The organism is Thermithiobacillus plumbiphilus (assembly GCF_038070005.1).
In the GTDB taxonomy this organism is placed as follows: Bacteria; Pseudomonadota; Gammaproteobacteria; order Acidithiobacillales; family Thermithiobacillaceae; genus JBBPCO01.
In genome coordinates, this window is sequence record NZ_JBBPCO010000005.1 from 1 (window position 1) to 17,456 (window position 17,456).

Below are 17,456 nucleotides of genomic sequence, written 5' to 3' on the forward strand. Positions count from 1 at the left end.
GTTTGGGCCGGTATGGACCAGCACCGGGTCATGTACCCAAAATCAGCTCTTGTTCAGAGGTTCCCTAACCGGCGCTGCGCGATTTTTGCACAGCGTCCAGCGACCGAATGGAGCGAGGTTGAGCGCCACGTTACGTTTACCACATCGGATTACAAAGCGGATGAACGAAAGGGTTTATGAAATAACGATGGCGTTTTGTCTTTCTTTAAATAAAATTTTGGGAACTTGTCCTCCTTGATCCATGCCCAATCATTCAATTTTGTTTTGATGGCGCCATATTGAGCAGGAACAGCCAACTCCTCCATTACACGTTTCACAAATGCACGATACGTTCTCCCAACGAAGAACTGCTTATACAGAACTGACGGTATGCGTAATTTTATCGAAGAATCATCACCATCGACCTTAACGCCAAGCAAAGTAGTTGGCGGCGTAATTTTAATAAATCGATCTTCCAGCCCTCTCTCGATGAGAAGATTTCTGCCGATTGTTTCAATGTCTCGCTTTAGTTGAGCCAGAGGCTTGTAATTACCCTCAGCGATACCGATTTGAATAGCCTCCAACGTCTGACGAAGCTCAATTACATCCGCTTCACTTCGTATCTGATGGAGAACCGTTATGAAATCATCTCGGCTCGCGCTTTCACGGACAAGAAGCGGAAGGAAGCCAGGAAGATTGATGCACACTGGAGCCCCCTCTGCACCTAGAGCGGCGAGTGAGTCGCGAACTTTTCCTTGGAATTTACCCAGACCATCACCAAAGGCATCTGCGAAAGCGGCCTTGCTATTTGAACCAAGTTGAATTCTGTTGAGAAAATCGTATGCAAAGAAATCTCGCAATGGATGGGGCATATATGAGCAGTCATGTTGAGCTGAAAAGACTTGATGCCAAATATATTGATGGCCCAACCATCCCATTACAGAAAGCATTCTTTGGACGTGCCCTGACAATTTTTCCCAAGCCACTGGTTTGCCATCAGTGCCGATAATCTTAAGCTCTTTCCCAAGCGTCTCATCGGCAGGACTGGCAAGAACAGCTTCAATCAAAGGACTGTCTTTTTCTATTCCATGCGCTCGAAAGACCAAGAAGAATTCTGAACTGGCATACTCCCAGATGAAGTTGCTATATGCATCAATCTGGGAGAAGTACTCGGAAAAAAGTGACCGATCTGACCCTGCGCGAAACGCCTCTTTCCAAGCGGGTGCAAGAGAAGAACAAACCTCACGTATTGAATCGTCCTCACCATCCCCTAATGGCTGGAAGCTAAAAGCTTCCCCGGTAATAAACGCTTTCCTGCTTGCGGTTAGCTCAGCCTTGTAGTTGTCTGGAACAACCACACCGTCATTGAGAAGGACGGCTTCACAAAATCTGGCCAATGCAACGTGCTCAATATCCAGCAATGCAGGATCTTTGAGTGGGGCTTTGCCCAATGCTCGCTGAACACTGGATATGGTGGCGTTATCAATTAGTACCTTGGCCATTCACTGATCCTAAACATAAGTTTGCATTATGCGCCCTAATTGCCACGTTATTTTACCCCAAGCCGGCATCCAACAACTCCAGCTGCCATGCCAACCAAGTCCGCGGCTTCCTAAACATTGTCATACGGCCAAATAAAAAAGGCAATTACGCCGGGGCCACCCACCCTGTCCTATAATCACCGTCTTGCACTTTCCCAGCCCCACCCCTACCCCGTCCCCTTTGTCGCAGTCTTACCCGGCTTTGCATGCTTTTCGATAAACTCAATGATCTTCCCGGCAACATCCACATTGGTGCTGGTTTCGATGCCCTCCAGGCCGGGGGTGGAGTTGACCTCGATCACCAGCGGGCCGCTGGCGGATTGCAGCATGTCCACGCCGGCAATGTTCAGGCCCAGGGTGCGGGCGGCGCGCACGGCCAGGGCACGCTCCTCGGGGCTGAGCTGGATCATTTCGGCGTGTCCGCCGCGATGCAGGTTGGAGCGGAATTCGCCGGGCTTGGCCTGGCGGCGCATGGCGGCGATCACCTTGCCGCCGAGCACGAAGGCGCGGATATCCGCACCCTTGGCCTCCTGAATGAATTCCTGCACGAGGATGTTGGCCTTGAGATCCATGAAGGCGTCGATCACGCTCTCGGCGGCCTGCTGGGTCTCGGCCAGCACCACGCCGATTCCCTGCGAGCCGGTCAGCAGCTTGATGACCAGCGGTGGGCCGCCGACCTGGCGGATGACGTCATCGATATCGCTGGGCGAATTGGCATAGCCGGTTATCGGCAGCGCGACGCCGGCGCGGGCCAGCAATTGCAGGGAGCGCAGCTTGTCGCGGGCGCGGGCGATGGCGACGGATTCATTGGCCGAATAGACACCCATCATCTCGAACTGGCGCAGCACGGCGGTGCCGTAGAAGGTGATGGAGGCGCCGATGCGCGGGATGACGGCGTCAAAGCCGCTCAGGACCTTGCCGCCGTGGATCACCTGGGGCTTGCGCGAGGTAATGTTCATGTAGCAGCGCAGGGGGTTGATGACATGCACCTCGTGGCCGCGCGCCTCGGCGGCGGCAACCAGGCGGCGGGTGGAATAGAGCTTGCGGTTACGCGAGAGGATGGCGATCTTCACGGCTCAGGGGCTCCGGCGAGAAAGGATTGTTCAGGGTCCACCAAAAAGCGGCCCTGCAGGGCACTGCGGCCCAGCAGCATGCGAAAGCGCATGGTTTCGCGATTGGTGAGGGTGATTTCGATGGGCCAGGCGTCGCCCATGAGAAAGACCGGGGTCAGGATCACCGGGCGCAGGGTATGATGACCGCCGGAGTCGCTGACCCAGCGTTCATCGACCTGTTCCGCCTCGCAACGCACCACCAGCAGATTGTTTTCCTGCAGGGGATGCAGCCAGAAGCGCAGCCAGGGGCTGGAGCGGCGCTGAAAGCGCTCGATCCTGAAGGCGTGCAGGGCGGAGGTCTTGGCGCCGGTATCGACCTTGGCCTTGAGGGCGGGGATGCCGAGTTCCGGCAGGCTCACCCACTCCCGCCAGCCGAGCACGCGCGGCGTGGGCGACATGGCGACTCAGGGCGCCCGGAAGGTCATGAGGGGCAGTTCGCCATGGCGAATCGAGCGGATGATGAAGCCCGCCCGACCAGGGCGCTGCTGTTCGAGCGCGGCCTGGCAATGCGAGGGCTCGCCGAGGATGGTGGCGAACAGCACCTCCAGTTCCCAGGGATCCACCCGCAGGCTGCCGAAATAGTCCCTGGGCTCGACGGGATTGGGCCGCCAGAAGAGTCTTGGCATCCAGCCCTTGCCCTGAATCCTCGGGTCCTGATAGAGCTCCTGGCAGCGCGCTGCAATTGCTTCGGGGCTGAGATCCTGCTGCACTGCATTTTCCGTCATGCTGTCCACCTGAGACTTGCCCATACCGGGCGCGACCGGCATTATTCAGGGAAAGGACCGCGCGTGCCGTCGCGTGGTCCACACCATCATTATGAAGTGGCCGGCGATCCGCTCACAAGGGGTCCGGCCACACAGGGAGAATCCAGGCATGAGCGAAAACAACTTCGACCTGATCGCGGAAAACGCCATTCAGGCCATCATGGACAAGATGGAGAATGCCGAGGGCGCCGAGGACATGGAGCTCGATCTGATCAACGGCGTGCTGCAGGCGGGCTTCGAGGATGGCAGCAAGATCATCATCAACAAGCAGTCTCCGGCGCGTCAGATCTGGCTGGCAAGCCCCCTGGGTCCGGCGCACTTCAGCTTTGACGCGGAAAGCCAGAGCTGGCGTGATGATCGCAGCGGCGAGGTGCTGGAGCGGGTGCTGGAGCGCGCCATGAGCCAGAAGCTTGGTACGACCATCCGGCTGGACTAGGCAGCATCCATGACGAAGCAGTACTGGCTGATGAAAAGCGAGCCGAACGAGTTTTCCCTGCAGGATCTCGCTATGCGGCCGGGGCAGATCGAGCCCTGGGACGGCGTGCGCAACTATCAGGCCCGCAATTTCATGCGCGCCATGCAGCCTGGAGATGGCGTGCTCTTCTATCATTCCAACTGCGCGCTGCCGGGGGTGGTGGGGCTGGCCGAGGTATCGCGCAGCGCCTACCCCGACCCCACCCAGTTCGATCCCGGGAACAGCCATTATGATCCCTGTTCCGACCCCGCCAATCCGCGCTGGGATCTGGTGGAAGTACGCTATGTGCGGGCCTTTCCGCGCACGGTGAGCCTGGACGAACTGCGCCAGACGCCGGGGCTGGAATCCAATCCGGTGGTGCGGCGCGGCAATCGCCTGTCGATCATGCCGGTCACGCCCGCGGAGTGGCAGATCGTGCTCGCCCTGGCCGGGCAATGAGCGGGATCACGCTCTATCATCACTGGTCCTCGCCGGACTGCATGCGCCTGCGCCTGGCGCTCGGGGCCAAGGGGCTGGCTTATGAGAGCCGCCCGCTCGCCTACACCGATTTCGGGACACCGCTGGATCTTGGCTATGATCGGGTGCTGCCGATCCTTGAATGGCCGGACGGCAGCCGCGACAATCAAAGCCTGACCTTGCTGCTGGAGCTGGAACGGCGCCATCCCGAGCCGGCCCTGCTCGATGGCCTGGTGGATGCTGCCGAGTGGCAGGCCTTTCTGGATTGGCATGCGCGCCTGGCACCGCTGCTGGAACGGCTCATTGCCCCGGTGCGGCCCGGCTTTGCCGAGATCGGCGGGGACGTGGAGGCGCTGGCGCTCTACAAGGCGGAATGCGAGCGGCACTTTGGCCAGATTCCCGAGGCCCTGTCCAATGACCGTTATGACGGCTATCGCCAGCTCGAACAGCTCGGGCAGCTCAGGGCCCTAAGCAGTCAGCTCGCCCGCAAGCGCTTCTACGCCGGGCAATTGTCGCTGATCGACATCCTGCTGACTGCGGACTTCCAGCTTTTGCGCCTCCTCGATGGCGTCACCCTGCCCCTGGATCTGATGTACTATTTCCAGAGAGTGGCCGAGGCCTGCCACGAGGATCTCGACGCCGGCCTGCAGCACGCCACCTGATTCCAAAAAAGAGGACACCATGACCTACGCCGAACTGCTCAATGCACTACAAGACCTGCTCGACTATCCCATCCTGCTGGTGAACGAGGATCCCGGCGCCACCCTGGCCGCCGCCCAGGCCGGTCAGCTCGATGACAAAATCGTCGAGAAGGCCCTGGTGGATATCTACAATGGCAATGACTGCACGGATCTTGATTGTGCGCTGGAGCGCCATGCGGTGATCAACTCGCTGGGGCAGTTGCGCCTGCAGACCATGCGGGATGACGCCGACCCGAAGGATTTTCGCAAGGTGCTGATGATGTCCCAGCAGATCGACAAGGCCTTTGACAACGAGATCCTTACCCAGAAGCGCTAAGGACAGCATGACACCAGCGAGGAACCATGCGTAGCACAAATGGCAGCATTCTGCTGGTGGATGACGAGACCGACCTGCTCAGCCTGCTGTCGATGCGCCTGCGGGCGGCCGGCTATGAAGTGATTACCGCCACCGGCGGCGAAGAGGCGCTGGCTTTGTTGCGGCAGCATCCGGTGCAACTGGTGATCACCGATCTGCGCATGGACGGCATGGATGGCCTGGAGCTGTTCAACGCCATTCATGCCAGCCTGCCGGCCCTGCCGGTCATCATGCTGACCGCCCACGGTTCGATTCCGGAGGCCGTGAGTGCCACCCGCCAGGGCATCTTCGCCTTTCTAACCAAGCCCTTCGACGGCCGGGAGCTGCTCAAGCAGGTGGAGCAGGCCATGCAGCTCGGCGGCGTTCCGCAGCCGGCGAATGCCTCGCAGGAGGATTCCTGGCGGGCGGACATCATTGGCCGCAGCGCGGCCATGGAAAATCTGCTGGCACTGGCGCGGCTGGTGGCCGACAGCGATGCCAGCGTGTTTCTGCATGGCGAATCCGGCTCGGGCAAGGAGATGCTGGCCCAGGCCATCCACAAGGCCAGCCTGCGCCGCGACAAGCCCTTCATGGCCATCAATTGCGCGGCGATGCCGGAGAATCTGCTCGAATCCGAGCTGTTTGGCTATCGCAAAAATGCCTTTACCGGCGCCACCAGCGACTATCCGGGCCTGTTCCAGGCCGCCCAGGGCGGCACCCTGCTGCTCGACGAGATCGGCGACATGCCGCTCGCGCTGCAGGCCAAGCTCCTGCGCGTGCTGCAGGAACGCCAGGTACGCCCGCTGGGCTCGACCCAGACCGTGGACGTGGACGTGCGCATCATCTCGGCCACCCATCGTGATCTTGCCATCGAGATCCAGAACGGGCGTTTCCGTGAGGATCTTTATTATCGGCTGCACGTGGTGCCGCTGGAGCTGCCGCCCCTGTCCGCCCGGCGCGAGGACATCCCGCTGCTGGCCAATCATTTCCTGCGCCTGCTGGCGGACAAGAACCGCAAGAAGGTGCGAGGCTTCTCTCCCGAGGCCATGTTGCTGCTGTCCCAGGCCGCCTGGCCGGGCAACGTGCGCCAGCTCTACAACACGGTGGAGCAACTGGTGGTGTTGTCGCCCTCCCCCATCATCGCTGCCCCCCTGGTTCATCAGGCCCTGCGCGACCGCCCCACTCCCATCCTGCCCCTGGCCGAGGCCAAGAAGGCCTTCGAGCGCGATTACCTGGTGCAGCTCCTCCAGGCCACCCACGGCAATGTCGCCCAGGCCGCGCAACTGGCCCGGCGCAATCGTACCGAGTTCTATAAACTGCTGGAAAAACACCAGCTCGATGCCGCCCTCTTCAAGGACACGGCCGAATAGCTGTCGCCGAATGGCGACAGCTCAGGCCAGCATTTAGCACATATCCGCCAGGCATCAACGTTTCTTCAGGCCTAAAATGCCCTCCCGTCGTCAAAAGGCGACAGATTCAGGCTATCCGGACCACGCCCAAATCAGCCATCCGCGCAATAAACCCGTCAATTCAATGGCCTGGGCGCAGGCATCCAATCTTGGCACGCCCCTTGCTTCATCCTGATCGCAGTGCAGCTCTAAGCGTCATACAAAAACGGTCGGACTGGCCAGCGCCGGATCCGAACCACACAGGAGGTAGTATGTTGCATGGAATGCCCTTGCCGGAATTGCTCGGTGCCCTGATGTTCATGAGCCTTGCCACGCGTAGTCTGCGGTTTCGCCGTCCTGGCATCCCGCGGCTTGCCCCCCGGAAGATGCGTCTGCGCGAGCGTGTCTGGGTCTATCTGCTGGTCGGAAGCAGCAGTCGGCAGGTGGTCATGCCGCAGGCCGAAGCCAAACTGGCCAAGGCAGCCAAGACCCCTGGCGGCTCTCAGAATCTCGACGGATAACGAGAAACATGCGCGCAATGCCTGCCAGGCGGGCGAAAGAGACAGCGCGGTCGGGCGGTTCCGCCGGCCGCCAACTGTCCTTGATCCTGTATCTGATTTCCGGCCTGCTGCCACTTTCTGCTGGTGCTGCGGCCAGTTTCGACTTCCAGACACTCGTTGCGCGGGCCGAAAAGCTGGCGCGGCAACCCTATCAGGCAGCACCCGAGGTGCCGACCTTCCTGAAGCTGCTCACTTACGATCAATATCGCGACATTCGCTACCGGCCATCTGAAGCCCTGTGGCGACGCGAAGGCCTGCCCTTCCAGGCGCAGTTTTTCCATCCCGGCGCATTCTTTCCGCGCAGTGTCGAGATCCACGTCCTGGAAAACGGCCGCGAGCACCTCGTGCCATTTTCCGTGAAGCGCTTTGATTACGGCAAGAATCACTTCACCGAACCCATGCCCGGCAGTCTCGGCTACGCCGGATTCCGGTTGCACTATCCCTTGAACCGCCCCGACTACCTCGATGAAGTGGCAGTATTCCTGGGGGCGAGCTACTTCCGATCGCTGGGACGCAATGAACATTACGGGCTGTCGGCGCGCGGACTCGCCATCGATACGGCCCAGCCCCGGGGCGAGGAGTTCCCGGTTTTCCGCAGCTTCTGGCTGGAAAAGCCCAAGCCCGGCGCGACTGCCATGCGGCTCTATGCCCTGCTGGACGGGCCGAGTGTCACCGGCGCCTACCGCTTTGACATCAAGCCCGGCGACAACACCGCGATGACGGTACATGCCCGGCTGTTTTTCCGGCGCAGTCCGGAAGTGCTCGGCATCGCGCCCCTGACCAGCATGTTCCTGCATGGCGAGAACAGCTTGCGGCCATTCAATGATTTCCGGCCCGAAGTCCATGATTCCGATGGCCTGGCCCTGCAAAACGGTAGCGGCGAGCATGTCTGGCGCCCTCTGAGCAACCCCCGGGAACTGCGCGTCAGTGCCTTTCAGCTCCAGGATCCCAAGGGTTTTGGCCTGCTGCAGCGCGACCGGGACATCGATCACTATCAGGATTTCGAGGCCCATTACCAAAGCCGCCCGAGCGCCTGGATCACGCCGCTGGGCAACTGGGGCCAGGGTGAGGTGCGCCTGGTGGAGATCCCGACACCGGACGAAACCAACGATAACGTAGTCGCTTTCTGGACGCCGGCACAAAAACCTGGGAAGGGCGAAGCCATGGATCTGGATTATCGGATTGATTGGGGCTACCGGCCCGCGGAGAAGCCTCGGGGGGGATACGTGCTGGCGACCCGGCGCGGCGCCGGGGACCTGCCCGGCACGAGGCGCTATGTCATTGATTTCAAGGGCGGCAAGCTCGATGGCCTGGCGGCGGGCAGCCCGGTGGATGCAGATGTGTGGGTGGGTAGGACTGGCAGGGTGATTCGTCAACAGATCGAAAAGAATCCCGCCACGGGGGGCTGGCGCCTGAGCTTTCAGGTGCAGCCCCAGGGAGCAGGGCCGCTGGAACTGCGCGCCTTTCTGAGAAAGGGCAGTGAAACGCTAACCGAAACCTGGAGCTATCTCGAATCATGAACCGCACAAACTTGCTTGACCAGCCTTTATCCGCCAGACGCTGGCTGCTGGCGCCATATGGCGACCAGGCCGTGCTTCTGCCGGATTCCCCTTTCTGGCAGCAGGCCATCGAACGTGTGCGTCAGTACCTTGACTATCTACCGCTTTCCGAGGACGTGAAGCAGGACTGGATCATCCGCGTGCTGGAACGGGCAAGTGCAGCGGGCGAGATCGAGCCGCAGGCGGTCATGTCCCGGGTCTTGGACAGCCTGCGCACGGAAATGACCGAGCGGCAGGCCGACCTGGCGTCTCTGGAAGCGGATACCGCCTGGCGTCTGCAGGCCTGGCTGATGCAGGGTGAGCCTGGTGGCATGGATCTGGCAGCGGGCCATACCCCCTGGCAACTGGTGGCACAGGCGCCGGAAACCCCTGGCCACATGCCGGTGCAGGAACTGAGTTGCTCGCCACTGGGCGGAGCGGATGGATGGATGAGCGCGCTGCTGGCCCGTCTCCGCGGGATGGCCCTGCGCTGGGTGACGCAATCATGAGCACCAGCCCGGCCGACTGGCGCACGGTAGCCGGACATCGGCGGCTAATGCTGGCCGGGCTGATTCTCGCACCCACTTGGCTCAGCACCATGCTGGTGGCGGAGTACCTGCCGGATACCCTGCCCGGCATGTTGCGGCTGGGTTATCTGGTGCTGTTCGGCGTTCTGCTGGCCTGGATCTCGGCTGGCTTCTGGGTTGCCGCATCGGGTTTCGTCAGCCTGCTGCGCCGGGGAGATCGTTATACCCTGCTGGCCGGTGATGCCGGACATACGGTGAGCAATCCCGGGCGCACCGCCATTCTCATGCCGGTCTATCATGAAGATCCCAGTCAGGTATTTGCCAGTATCCGCGCCATGTACCTGATGCTGAGCGCCACCGGACGACTGGATGATTTCGATTTCCATGTCCTGAGCGACTCCCGCAAGCCCGAAAGCGCGGTGGCCGAGGAAATGGTCTGGGCCGAGACCTGTCGCGAGCTCAACGCCTTCGGGCGCATCTTCTATCGCCGCCGGACCATCAATCACGAAGGCAAGGCCGGCAATGTCGCGGAATTCTGTCGCCGCTGGGGCAAGCGTTATCCTTTTCTGCTGGTGCTGGATGCCGACAGCCTGATGAGCGGTGAGACCATCGTGCAGCTGGTGCAACTGATGGCGCGCAATCCGAAGGTCGGGCTGATCCAGACCATTCCCATGGCGGTCAACCGCCAGACCTTCTTTGCCCGCGCCCAGCAGTTCACCCAGCGACTGCACGGGCCGGTGTTCGCCGCCGGACTGCATTTCTGGCAGCTCGGCGACAGCAATTACTGGGGCCACAACGCCATCATCCGCACCGCCGCGTTCATGGCGCATTGCGGCCTGCCACAACTGCCGGGCAGGGTGCCCCTGGGTGGCCCCATCCTCAGCCACGACTTTGTCGAAGCCGCGCTGCTGCGCCGCGCCGGCTGGCAGGTCTGGCTGGCGCCCGAAATCCGCGGCAGTTACGAGGAGACCCCGCCGACCCTGCCCGATCATCTCGCGCGCGACCGGCGCTGGTGCCGGGGCAATCTCCAGCACGCCAAACTGCTGCTGGCCGAGGGCCTGCATCCCATGAGCCGGGTGCATTTTCTCAATGGCATCCTCGCTTATCTGAGCGCGCCGCTCTGGGCCATGCTGCTGCTGCTCGGCACCTTCGCCGCCGCCATCGGCGATCCCATCGAGGAGAGCGTCGCGGCACTGCCGAGCGGCATCTTCACCTATACTCTGATCCTCCTGCTGCTGCCCAAGCTTTTCGGCCCCCTGCTGCTTCTGCGCGAGCCAATGGAATTGCGCCGCTTTGGCGGGACTGCGGCGCTGGGCCTTGGCGTGCTGATTGAAACGCTCTGGGGGGCGCTGATGGCGCCGGTGCTGATGGTGGCGCACAGCCGCTTCGTGCTGGCCACCCTGTCGGGCAAGGACACGCGCTGGGGCTCGCAGCGTCGCCAGGACCGGCGGCTCGGCTGGGCGGAGGCCTTCCGGTACTTTCGTTTCGAATCCCTGCTCGGGATTGGCTGGGGCCTGCTGGCCTGGCGCCTGGACCCGGTCTTTTTCCTGTGGCTCTCGCCGGTGTTGCTGGGGCTGGTACTGGCGGCGCCACTGGCTGTCATGGGCAGCAGTGCGCGCCTGGGCCGCGGGCTCGGCGCCCTGGGAATCTTTCTGACGCCCGAGGAAAGCTGTCCGCCCTATGCCCTGAAGCTACTGCGCACGCTCAATCGACAGCACTACGCTGGCTTGCCGGAAACCGCATCCGAGGCCCTGCGCGAGGTCCTGATCAATCCCAGCCTCAACGCCCTGCACGTGGCCATGCTGCGGCTCGATTCACCAAGCGGCCTTGAGCCGCGCCAGCCCCTGGCAACACTGGAGGTCCGCGTGCGCGACGAAGGCCCCGAAGCGCTGAGTGAGACCGAAATCATGCGCCTGTTGCGCGCCCCGGAAAGCCTCCTCTACCTGCACTGGACCTTGTGGGAGAAGCCAGCCACGCCTGCTGCCGAGAACCCGGCCTACCTGCCAATCAGTGCCTGAGACTTGCTCAGGGCTCCGGTTCACTGGCCGGTGTTCTCGCCTTCGCGCGTGACTCGGCGAATACCCAGGCAATGCCGAAACCCGTCATCAGGGCGTGTTTTTCCCGCAGCAGCGGACTGTCCTCGAAGACCACCCCGGACAGATCATCATAGCGGAAAAAGGCCCCAGCCCAGATCTTGTCCAAGCGTCTGGTCACCGCGCCGGCCAGGCGCATGCCGCTGTAGCCTGCACGGGCCTGATAGGCGGGGCGATCCGCAGTGGCAAAGGCCGGATCCACCGAATAGTAATAATCGTGATAGCTGCGATCGCCGAACAGCGGCCCGAGTGTCATGCCCGCCCGCCATGGCCTGCGCCCCTCTCCCTGCCAGTTCAGGCTGAGATCAGGTGCCGCCACCCAGCCGACGTATTCGGCCCGGCCAAAATCCCTGGCCACCGCCAGCACGCCGCGTACCGGCAGGCGCAGGCTCATGCCTGGCAATGGGCCGGAGGTCTTGCGCAATACCACCTGCAGGGAGGGCCCGAGCTCGAAGCTCGGATCGAGATCCGGCATGCCTCGACGGGCTTCATTCCCTTCGCTTTCCACCGGCGTGGAGGCATTCAGGCTCATGTCCAGATGCAGGCGCTGCGAGCGGAACAGCGTGCCCTTGACACCACCGCGGCTCACGCGCAAGACCTCACCGCGATAGATGACATAAGGCAAGGGCAGCACATAGGTTTGCCCCTGATCGGCCCCCCGGTAATCCGGCGTATTCAATACCGCCGTGCCCAGGCCGAGCTCCCAGCGTGGCAGAGCGGGTTCTGCCGCCTTCGGTGCCGGCGTCGTGGCAGCCGCAGCAACGGCCTCGGCGCCAACCGGGATCTCTGGTACCACTGCCGCAAACACCAGCCCCGGCCAGCAGGCCAGGCCGAGCAGCCAGGAAAACTTCTGCTTCAAAATTTGCACCTCCCGAAGCAAGGCCCCGTTGCATCCACCACCGCTTGCGAGCTTTTCATGGGATTGGTCAACGCCTTGCTTAAAAAACGCGCGGCAGCCAGGCCACGAGCGCCAGCAAAACCAGGAGCAGCACAGGCGGCACCAGCACCAGACCCATGGCCATGTAGCGCCCCCAGCCAATGTGAAAACCCTTGCGATCGAGCACATGCAGCCACAAAAGGGTGGCAAGACTGCCGATGGGCGTGATCTTGGGCCCGAGATCGCAGCCGATGACATTGGCATAGATCATGGCCTGGCGCACGCCTTCAGACAGCCCTTGCGCGTCGTGGATGGCCAGGGAACCGATCAGCACCGTGGGCATGTTGTTCATCACCGAGGACAGACCGGCAAAGAGGAAGCCCGTGCCCAGGGTTGCAGCGAGCATGCCCTGCCCCCCAAGCGCCTCCAGGACGCGGGCCAGCTCTGTCGTCAGTCCCTGATTCTTCAGGCCATAGACCACCAGATACATGCCCAGACTGAACAGCACCACCTGCCAGGGCGCCTCGCGCAGCACCTTGCGCACTGGAATGACGCCTGCCTGACCGCTCCGCCACCAGCGTCCGGCCAGGGCCAGCAGGAAAAGCGCGCCCAGACCCGCCACCAGGGATACCGGCACGCCAAGCGGTCCACTGAAGAAATAGGCAAAGAGCAGCAATCCCAGTATCGGAAAGCTCCAGCGGAACACCAGCGGATCGCGGATCACGCTGGCGGGATGGGCAAGATTTGCAAGCGCGTACTGCGCCGGCAGATCACGGCGGAAATACAGGCCAAGCACCGCCATGGTCGCCACAATGGCGGCAATGTCCACCGGCACCATGACCCGGGCATACTGATCGAAGGGAATATTGAAATAATCCGCCGAGACGATATTCACCAGATTGGAGATCACGAAAGGCAGGCTGGTACTGTCGGCCACGAAGCCGGTCGCCATCACGAAGGCAAAGGTCGCCCCCGGGCCAAAGCCCAGCGCCAGCAGCATCTCCATGACGATCGGGGTCAGGATCAGAGCGGCGCCGTCGTTGGCAAAGAAGGCTGATACCCCGGCCCCGAGCAGGATCACCAGCGGGAACAGCCGCCGCCCGTGTCCCCCACCCCAGCGCGCGATGTGCAGCGCCGCCCAGTGAAAGAATCCCGCTTCATCGAGAATGATGGAAATGATGATCAGCGCCACGAAGGTAAAGGTGGCATTCCAGACGATCTGCCAGACCACCGGGATATCGGGCAGGCTCACCACCCCGACTGCAAGCGCCAGGACCGCACCGATCAACGCCCCCCAGCCAATGCCCAGGCCTCGCGGCTGCCAGATCACCAGAATCAGGGTAAAGAGAAAGACGAGCATGGCGGTCAGCATGATTTTCCTTTTTAGAGACAGCCGGGTTGCGCCGCTTATGCGCCCCGAGCGCAGGGGTCTTCCAGCCGCAGGGCGCGGGCGCGCTGTTTATCCGTCAAGAACGGCGACAACTCGCCCCAGTGCGCAAAGCCTGCCTTGAGCACGTCCAGCGCCCAGCCAGGCAGTTCAGGGTGCAAACGGTAATAGGCCCAGGTGCCGCGCCGCTGATCCAGCAGAACGCCCGCGATGCGCAATGCCGCCAGGTGGCGGGAGATCTTTGGCTGGGATAAGCCGAGCACCGCCGTCAGTTCGCAGACACAAAGCGACTCGCCATCGAGCAGCAGGTGCAGGATGCGCAGGCGTGTATCATCGGCAAGCAGGCTATAAAATGTAGTGGCTTCCATGGCCCGAATATATTCGAATGCCCATATATATGGCAAGACGGATACGCACTGGTTAATCAGCATCTGGCCTGGATGAAAAAGCCCCCCCAGACTCAGACTTAGGTCACACGCAAAGGGCCAGAGCCGGGTCTAGAATGCGTTTTCCGCCATGGCTTGACAGGCTCAGGAGTTTTTGATCAAGGCCTTGCGCTTTCGGCTTGGTGGGCATATACTGGCAGGGATTTTCAAGTCTTGGGTTTGATCGTTCGCAGTTACCCTGTGTCCAGTCGGTACTTCAACTTCTCATCTCATCGTCTTGATTCTCGTGTAACGCGGGCTCTGCCCAATTCTTCAGTCAATATTCAGGAATATTTATCATGGCAACTGGCATTGTAAAGTGGTTCAACGAATCCAAGGGCTTCGGCTTCATCACCCCCGATAATGGTGGCGAAGACGTGTTCGCGCATTTCTCTGCGATTTCCGGCAGCGGTTTCAAGACCCTGCGCGAAAACCAGAAGGTGTCCTTTGACGTGGTCACTGGCCCCAAAGGCAAGCAGGCAGCCAACATCCAGGCTCTGGATTAAGCAGCTCGCAACAAAAGCCCGGTTCGCCGGGCTTTTTTCATTTGGAGCCCCTGCCCGCAAACCGCGCCAGACAGGACTGCGCGACTCAGATCAGGACACACAGGCCCGAAACAGCCGGCCTAGACCGTACCCCTGTCCATCAGACCACCCCCCTCCGTAAAAGCAGCTCTGTCCGGTACCCACTCACCGGCTCGAATTGCCCGGATCAACATCGGGGCAACCTCCTCCAGCACCCAGACATCCTCCTTGCTGAACGGAATCGAGCGATAGTCAAAGTGACAGATCGTTCCGAACAGATCATCCCCATCAAATAGCGGTACGCCGCAGTATGACTGCACCACACGTTGCTTGGGATGACCCGCGACGCGCGTATCGTGCAGCGCATCCTCGGTCAGGAAGATACAACCGCTGTCACGCACAAAAAGACAGTAGGATTCCAGCACCGGCAGATCCGGGCAGCGTTCCACCTTTGGATCCAGCCGGTCGATCAGGTGCAGGTTGCGCAGGGTGCCTTCCTCGAAACGGAATATGGCGGTAAAGCGGTGAGGCGTCCTGCTGTTGAGATACCGCAAGGCCAGCCGAACACCCCCATTCTGCAACAGGTGTCGGGCGGTCATGACCGTTGTCTGATAGTAAGACATATTTCCCTCTCAATCGCCGGATGCCAGCGTGGTCAGAAGCCATGGGCATGCGAGATGCTCTTGGGAATGAGCAGAGACCTTTCAGGATGTTTGCTGACCCGGCCAGCAAGAGACAGCAAGCATTGAGGATTATGACAAAATGAACAAAATGTAGGTCATAGGAGATGCTGCTCACCGGTACCGACTGCGCACAGCATCTGCAACCAGAAAACAGGAAGGCGGGAAGCCCGCAAACAGGAGTCCAGCTTAGGGGATGCGTGTCGGCCTGACCACCGACCATGGCCTGATATTCAGCAGGCCATGGCCCTTGTTCAGGACGCTCAGAGATTGACCCAGGGCAGGCCGGCCACCTTCCAGCCTTCCTTGAAGCCTCGCCGGCCCTGGGCATCCTTGCCGCCCTCGAAGCCTTCCAGCACATTGTAACAGCGCGAGCATCCCCGGGCCGTCATGAAAGTCGCGGCTGCCACCGAACGCGCGCCACTGCGGCACAGGAACATGAGCACATCATCGGAACTGGCCCGCGCCAGAACTTCATCGGCAAAGGCTGGATTGATCTGCATCTCGGGGTAGATCTGCCAGGGGATATGCAGGCTGTCATGCACCATGCCGACGAATTCGACCTCGGGCAGGGTCCGCACATCGATCAGGCGGGCACCGGGCACTGCCCTGAACAGGGCAAATGCCTCGACCGGGCTCAGATCACCCGCGTAAGCATGGCCGGCTTCCTGCGCCCGGGTCGCCGCGCGCTCGAAAATGGCCATTGCATCAATTGCCTTGGAAAGCTCCTGATTTGCAGTATCGGGGACTGTCATCGTGGTTCCCTCCCTAGCCGGAATGGCTGCTCATCAAGAAGTGTGGCGCGATATCACCAGCAGTCAATCCACTTCCGACAAATGGCTTAGCAATGCGCCCGGTTTTCGTTATCATGTCTGCTCTTCCCCATCAAGGGCAACCATGAAGCAGACAGCCAGGCTGGATCGCGAGACACGCGGGCGCATCAATCAGCGGGTGACCATCGTTGGCGCGGCCTGGAACGTGCTGCTGGTCGCCATCAAGCTGGTCATCGGCCTGCTCGGGCAGTCCCAGGCACTGATCGCCGACGCCTTTCACTCGCTCGCGGATCTCCTGAATGATTTCGGGCTGATGATCGCCATGTACTTCAGCCGTCAGGCCCCGGACGAGGAACACCCTTACGGCCATGAGCGCTTCGAGACCCTGGCGGCCTTCGGCATCGGCCTGCTGCTGGCCATCAACGGCATCTGGCTGGCGCTGCACAATGTCCAGCGGCTTTATCATGGCGAGCTCAGCACGCCCGAGAGCTACACCCTGTTCGCAGCACTGCTGGGCATTTTCATCAAGGAAGGCATGTATCATTACACCATCCGCGCGGCACGGCTGACCCACTCGCCAGCGCTCAAGGCCAATGCTTGGGATCACCGTTCCGATGCCATCTCCAGCATCGTGGTATTCATCGGCATTGCAGGCACCCTGATGGGCATGCCCTATCTGGATGCCACCGTGGCCATCCTGGTGGGGCTCATGGTGCTGCGCATCGGCGCCATGACGGCCTGGGAGGCCCTGCAGGAGCTGGTAGATCGCGGCCTGGGCCCGGAGCAGCTGGCGCGCATCCGCAAGCTCATCACCGGCGTGGAAGGCGTGACCGACCTGCACCTGCTGAAGACCCGGCGCATGGGGCCGCAGGCACTCGCCGAGGTGCATATCGAGGTCGCGCCCCGACTGAGCGTGTCGGAAGGCCACCAGATCGCCGAACGGGTCCGGCGGACGCTACTGGAGGCGGTGCCGGATCTGAGCGAGGCCACCATCCATATCGATCCCGAGAATGATGAGACGGATGCCCCCTTGCTGCCACCGCGCAGCGAGGTAGAGCTTCGACTGCAGCGCGCGCTGGCCGAGCATCGGCTTCCCCAACCGGAGAACCTGCTGCTGCATTATCAATCCGGCAGGCTGCTGCTGGAACTCTGTTATTTTCTGCCGGCGCGTGGTTCACTCGACGAATTGCAGCTGCTGGCCACCGAGATCCGCGATACCTTGCTGGCAAGCGGGATCGCCCAAGACGTGCAGATCCTCTGGCGCAGCGAAACCGCGTGAATGCACTTTCATGGTGCAACATGGTCTGAAATGCACCAGATGT

20 protein-coding genes are annotated in these 17,456 nt (G+C 61.3%); 11 read left to right on the forward strand and 9 right to left on the reverse strand.

Annotated features, from left to right (window positions below):
• Window positions 1-149 precede the first annotated feature (149 nt).
• The 4 genes from WOB96_RS06125 to WOB96_RS06140 form a co-directional block, all read right to left on the reverse strand.
• Window positions 150-1,481, reverse strand: a complete 1,332-nt coding sequence (locus WOB96_RS06125; RefSeq protein ID WP_341370399.1) for a hypothetical protein — start codon at window positions 1,479-1,481, stop codon at window positions 150-152.
• A 206-nt stretch (window positions 1,482-1,687) separates the two neighbouring features.
• Window positions 1,688-2,593, reverse strand: coding sequence for a 30S ribosomal protein S6--L-glutamate ligase (gene rimK, locus WOB96_RS06130; protein WP_341370400.1), 906 nt, complete (start codon window positions 2,591-2,593; stop codon window positions 1,688-1,690).
• Window positions 2,590-3,030 (reverse strand): ATP-dependent zinc protease family protein, encoded by a 441-nt coding sequence (locus WOB96_RS06135; protein ID WP_341370401.1) that lies wholly within the window; start codon window positions 3,028-3,030, stop codon window positions 2,590-2,592. The genes rimK and WOB96_RS06135 overlap by 4 nt, the downstream gene beginning before the upstream one ends.
• 6 nt (window positions 3,031-3,036) lie before the next feature.
• The gene (locus WOB96_RS06140) at window positions 3,037-3,357 is read right to left on the reverse strand and encodes a hypothetical protein (protein ID WP_341370402.1); all 321 of its coding nucleotides are present in this window, start codon (window positions 3,355-3,357) and stop codon (window positions 3,037-3,039) included.
• A gap of 148 nt (window positions 3,358-3,505) precedes the next feature.
• Here WOB96_RS06140 and cyaY point away from each other — a divergent pair, with 148 nt between their 5' ends.
• The 9 genes from cyaY to mdoH all read left to right on the forward strand — a co-directional run bounded on the left by cyaY (window position 3,506) and on the right by mdoH (window position 11,393).
• Window positions 3,506-3,832 (forward strand): iron donor protein CyaY, encoded by a 327-nt coding sequence (gene cyaY, locus WOB96_RS06145; protein WP_341370403.1) that lies wholly within the window; start codon window positions 3,506-3,508, stop codon window positions 3,830-3,832.
• Between the two features lie 9 nt (window positions 3,833-3,841).
• Window positions 3,842-4,309 carry an EVE domain-containing protein gene (locus WOB96_RS06150; protein ID WP_341370404.1) on the forward strand — a complete coding sequence of 156 codons (468 nt, stop codon included), beginning with the start codon at window positions 3,842-3,844 and terminating at the stop codon, window positions 4,307-4,309.
• Window positions 4,306-4,989 carry a glutathione S-transferase N-terminal domain-containing protein gene (locus tag WOB96_RS06155; RefSeq protein WP_341370405.1) on the forward strand — a complete coding sequence of 228 codons (684 nt, stop codon included), beginning with the start codon at window positions 4,306-4,308 and terminating at the stop codon, window positions 4,987-4,989. Before WOB96_RS06150 ends, WOB96_RS06155 begins: the two co-directional genes overlap by 4 nt.
• A 19-nt stretch (window positions 4,990-5,008) precedes the next feature.
• Complete coding sequence (locus WOB96_RS06160; RefSeq protein WP_341370406.1) at window positions 5,009-5,344, forward strand: hypothetical protein; 336 nt, start codon at window positions 5,009-5,011, stop codon at window positions 5,342-5,344.
• Window positions 5,345-5,370: 26 nt separating this feature from the next.
• Window positions 5,371-6,732 (forward strand): sigma 54-interacting transcriptional regulator, encoded by a 1,362-nt coding sequence (locus WOB96_RS06165; protein WP_341370407.1) that lies wholly within the window; start codon window positions 5,371-5,373, stop codon window positions 6,730-6,732.
• Window positions 6,733-7,022: 290 nt separating this feature from the next.
• Window positions 7,023-7,271 carry a hypothetical protein gene (locus WOB96_RS06170; RefSeq protein ID WP_341370408.1) on the forward strand — a complete coding sequence of 83 codons (249 nt, stop codon included), beginning with the start codon at window positions 7,023-7,025 and terminating at the stop codon, window positions 7,269-7,271.
• Window positions 7,272-7,279: 8 nt separating this feature from the next.
• The gene (locus tag WOB96_RS06175) at window positions 7,280-8,830 is read left to right on the forward strand and encodes an OpgD/OpgG family glucan biosynthesis protein (RefSeq protein ID WP_341370409.1); all 1,551 of its coding nucleotides are present in this window, start codon (window positions 7,280-7,282) and stop codon (window positions 8,828-8,830) included.
• A complete protein-coding gene (locus WOB96_RS06180) occupies window positions 8,827-9,357 on the forward strand; it encodes a hypothetical protein (RefSeq protein ID WP_341370410.1) in 531 nt (176 codons plus the stop codon). Before WOB96_RS06175 ends, WOB96_RS06180 begins: the two co-directional genes overlap by 4 nt.
• Window positions 9,354-11,393: a glucans biosynthesis glucosyltransferase MdoH gene (gene mdoH / locus WOB96_RS06185; RefSeq protein ID WP_341370411.1), complete on the forward strand. Its 2,040-nt coding sequence runs from the start codon at window positions 9,354-9,356 to the stop codon at window positions 11,391-11,393. Before WOB96_RS06180 ends, mdoH begins: the two co-directional genes overlap by 4 nt.
• Window positions 11,394-11,400: 7 nt before the next feature.
• Here mdoH and WOB96_RS06190 read toward each other — a convergent pair whose 3' ends face one another.
• From WOB96_RS06190 to WOB96_RS06200, 3 genes are all read right to left on the reverse strand, one after another.
• On the reverse strand, window positions 11,401-12,327 hold the full coding sequence (locus WOB96_RS06190) for a MipA/OmpV family protein (RefSeq protein WP_341370412.1): 927 nt from the start codon (window positions 12,325-12,327) through the stop codon (window positions 11,401-11,403).
• Between the two features lie 79 nt (window positions 12,328-12,406).
• A complete protein-coding gene (locus WOB96_RS06195; RefSeq protein WP_341370413.1) occupies window positions 12,407-13,717 on the reverse strand; it encodes an arsenic transporter in 1,311 nt (436 codons plus the stop codon).
• 35 nt (window positions 13,718-13,752) lie between these two features.
• Complete coding sequence (locus tag WOB96_RS06200; protein WP_341370414.1) at window positions 13,753-14,100, reverse strand: ArsR/SmtB family transcription factor; 348 nt, start codon at window positions 14,098-14,100, stop codon at window positions 13,753-13,755.
• Window positions 14,101-14,456: 356 nt separating this feature from the next.
• On the opposite strand from WOB96_RS06200, the gene WOB96_RS06205 reads away from it, so the two are divergent.
• Window positions 14,457-14,663 (forward strand): cold-shock protein, encoded by a 207-nt coding sequence (locus WOB96_RS06205; protein WP_341370415.1) that lies wholly within the window; start codon window positions 14,457-14,459, stop codon window positions 14,661-14,663.
• Between the two features lie 119 nt (window positions 14,664-14,782).
• Here WOB96_RS06205 and WOB96_RS06210 read toward each other — a convergent pair whose 3' ends face one another.
• Both WOB96_RS06210 and WOB96_RS06215 read right to left on the reverse strand, forming a co-directional pair.
• Window positions 14,783-15,304, reverse strand: coding sequence for a GAF domain-containing protein (locus WOB96_RS06210; RefSeq protein WP_341370416.1), 522 nt, complete (start codon window positions 15,302-15,304; stop codon window positions 14,783-14,785).
• 320 nt (window positions 15,305-15,624) lie between these two features.
• Window positions 15,625-16,065, reverse strand: a complete 441-nt coding sequence (locus tag WOB96_RS06215; protein ID WP_341370417.1) for a rhodanese-like domain-containing protein — start codon at window positions 16,063-16,065, stop codon at window positions 15,625-15,627.
• Between the two features lie 193 nt (window positions 16,066-16,258).
• On the opposite strand from WOB96_RS06215, the gene WOB96_RS06220 reads away from it, so the two are divergent.
• A complete protein-coding gene (locus WOB96_RS06220; RefSeq protein WP_341370418.1) occupies window positions 16,259-17,413 on the forward strand; it encodes a cation diffusion facilitator family transporter in 1,155 nt (384 codons plus the stop codon).
• Window positions 17,414-17,456: the final 43 nt, after the last annotated feature.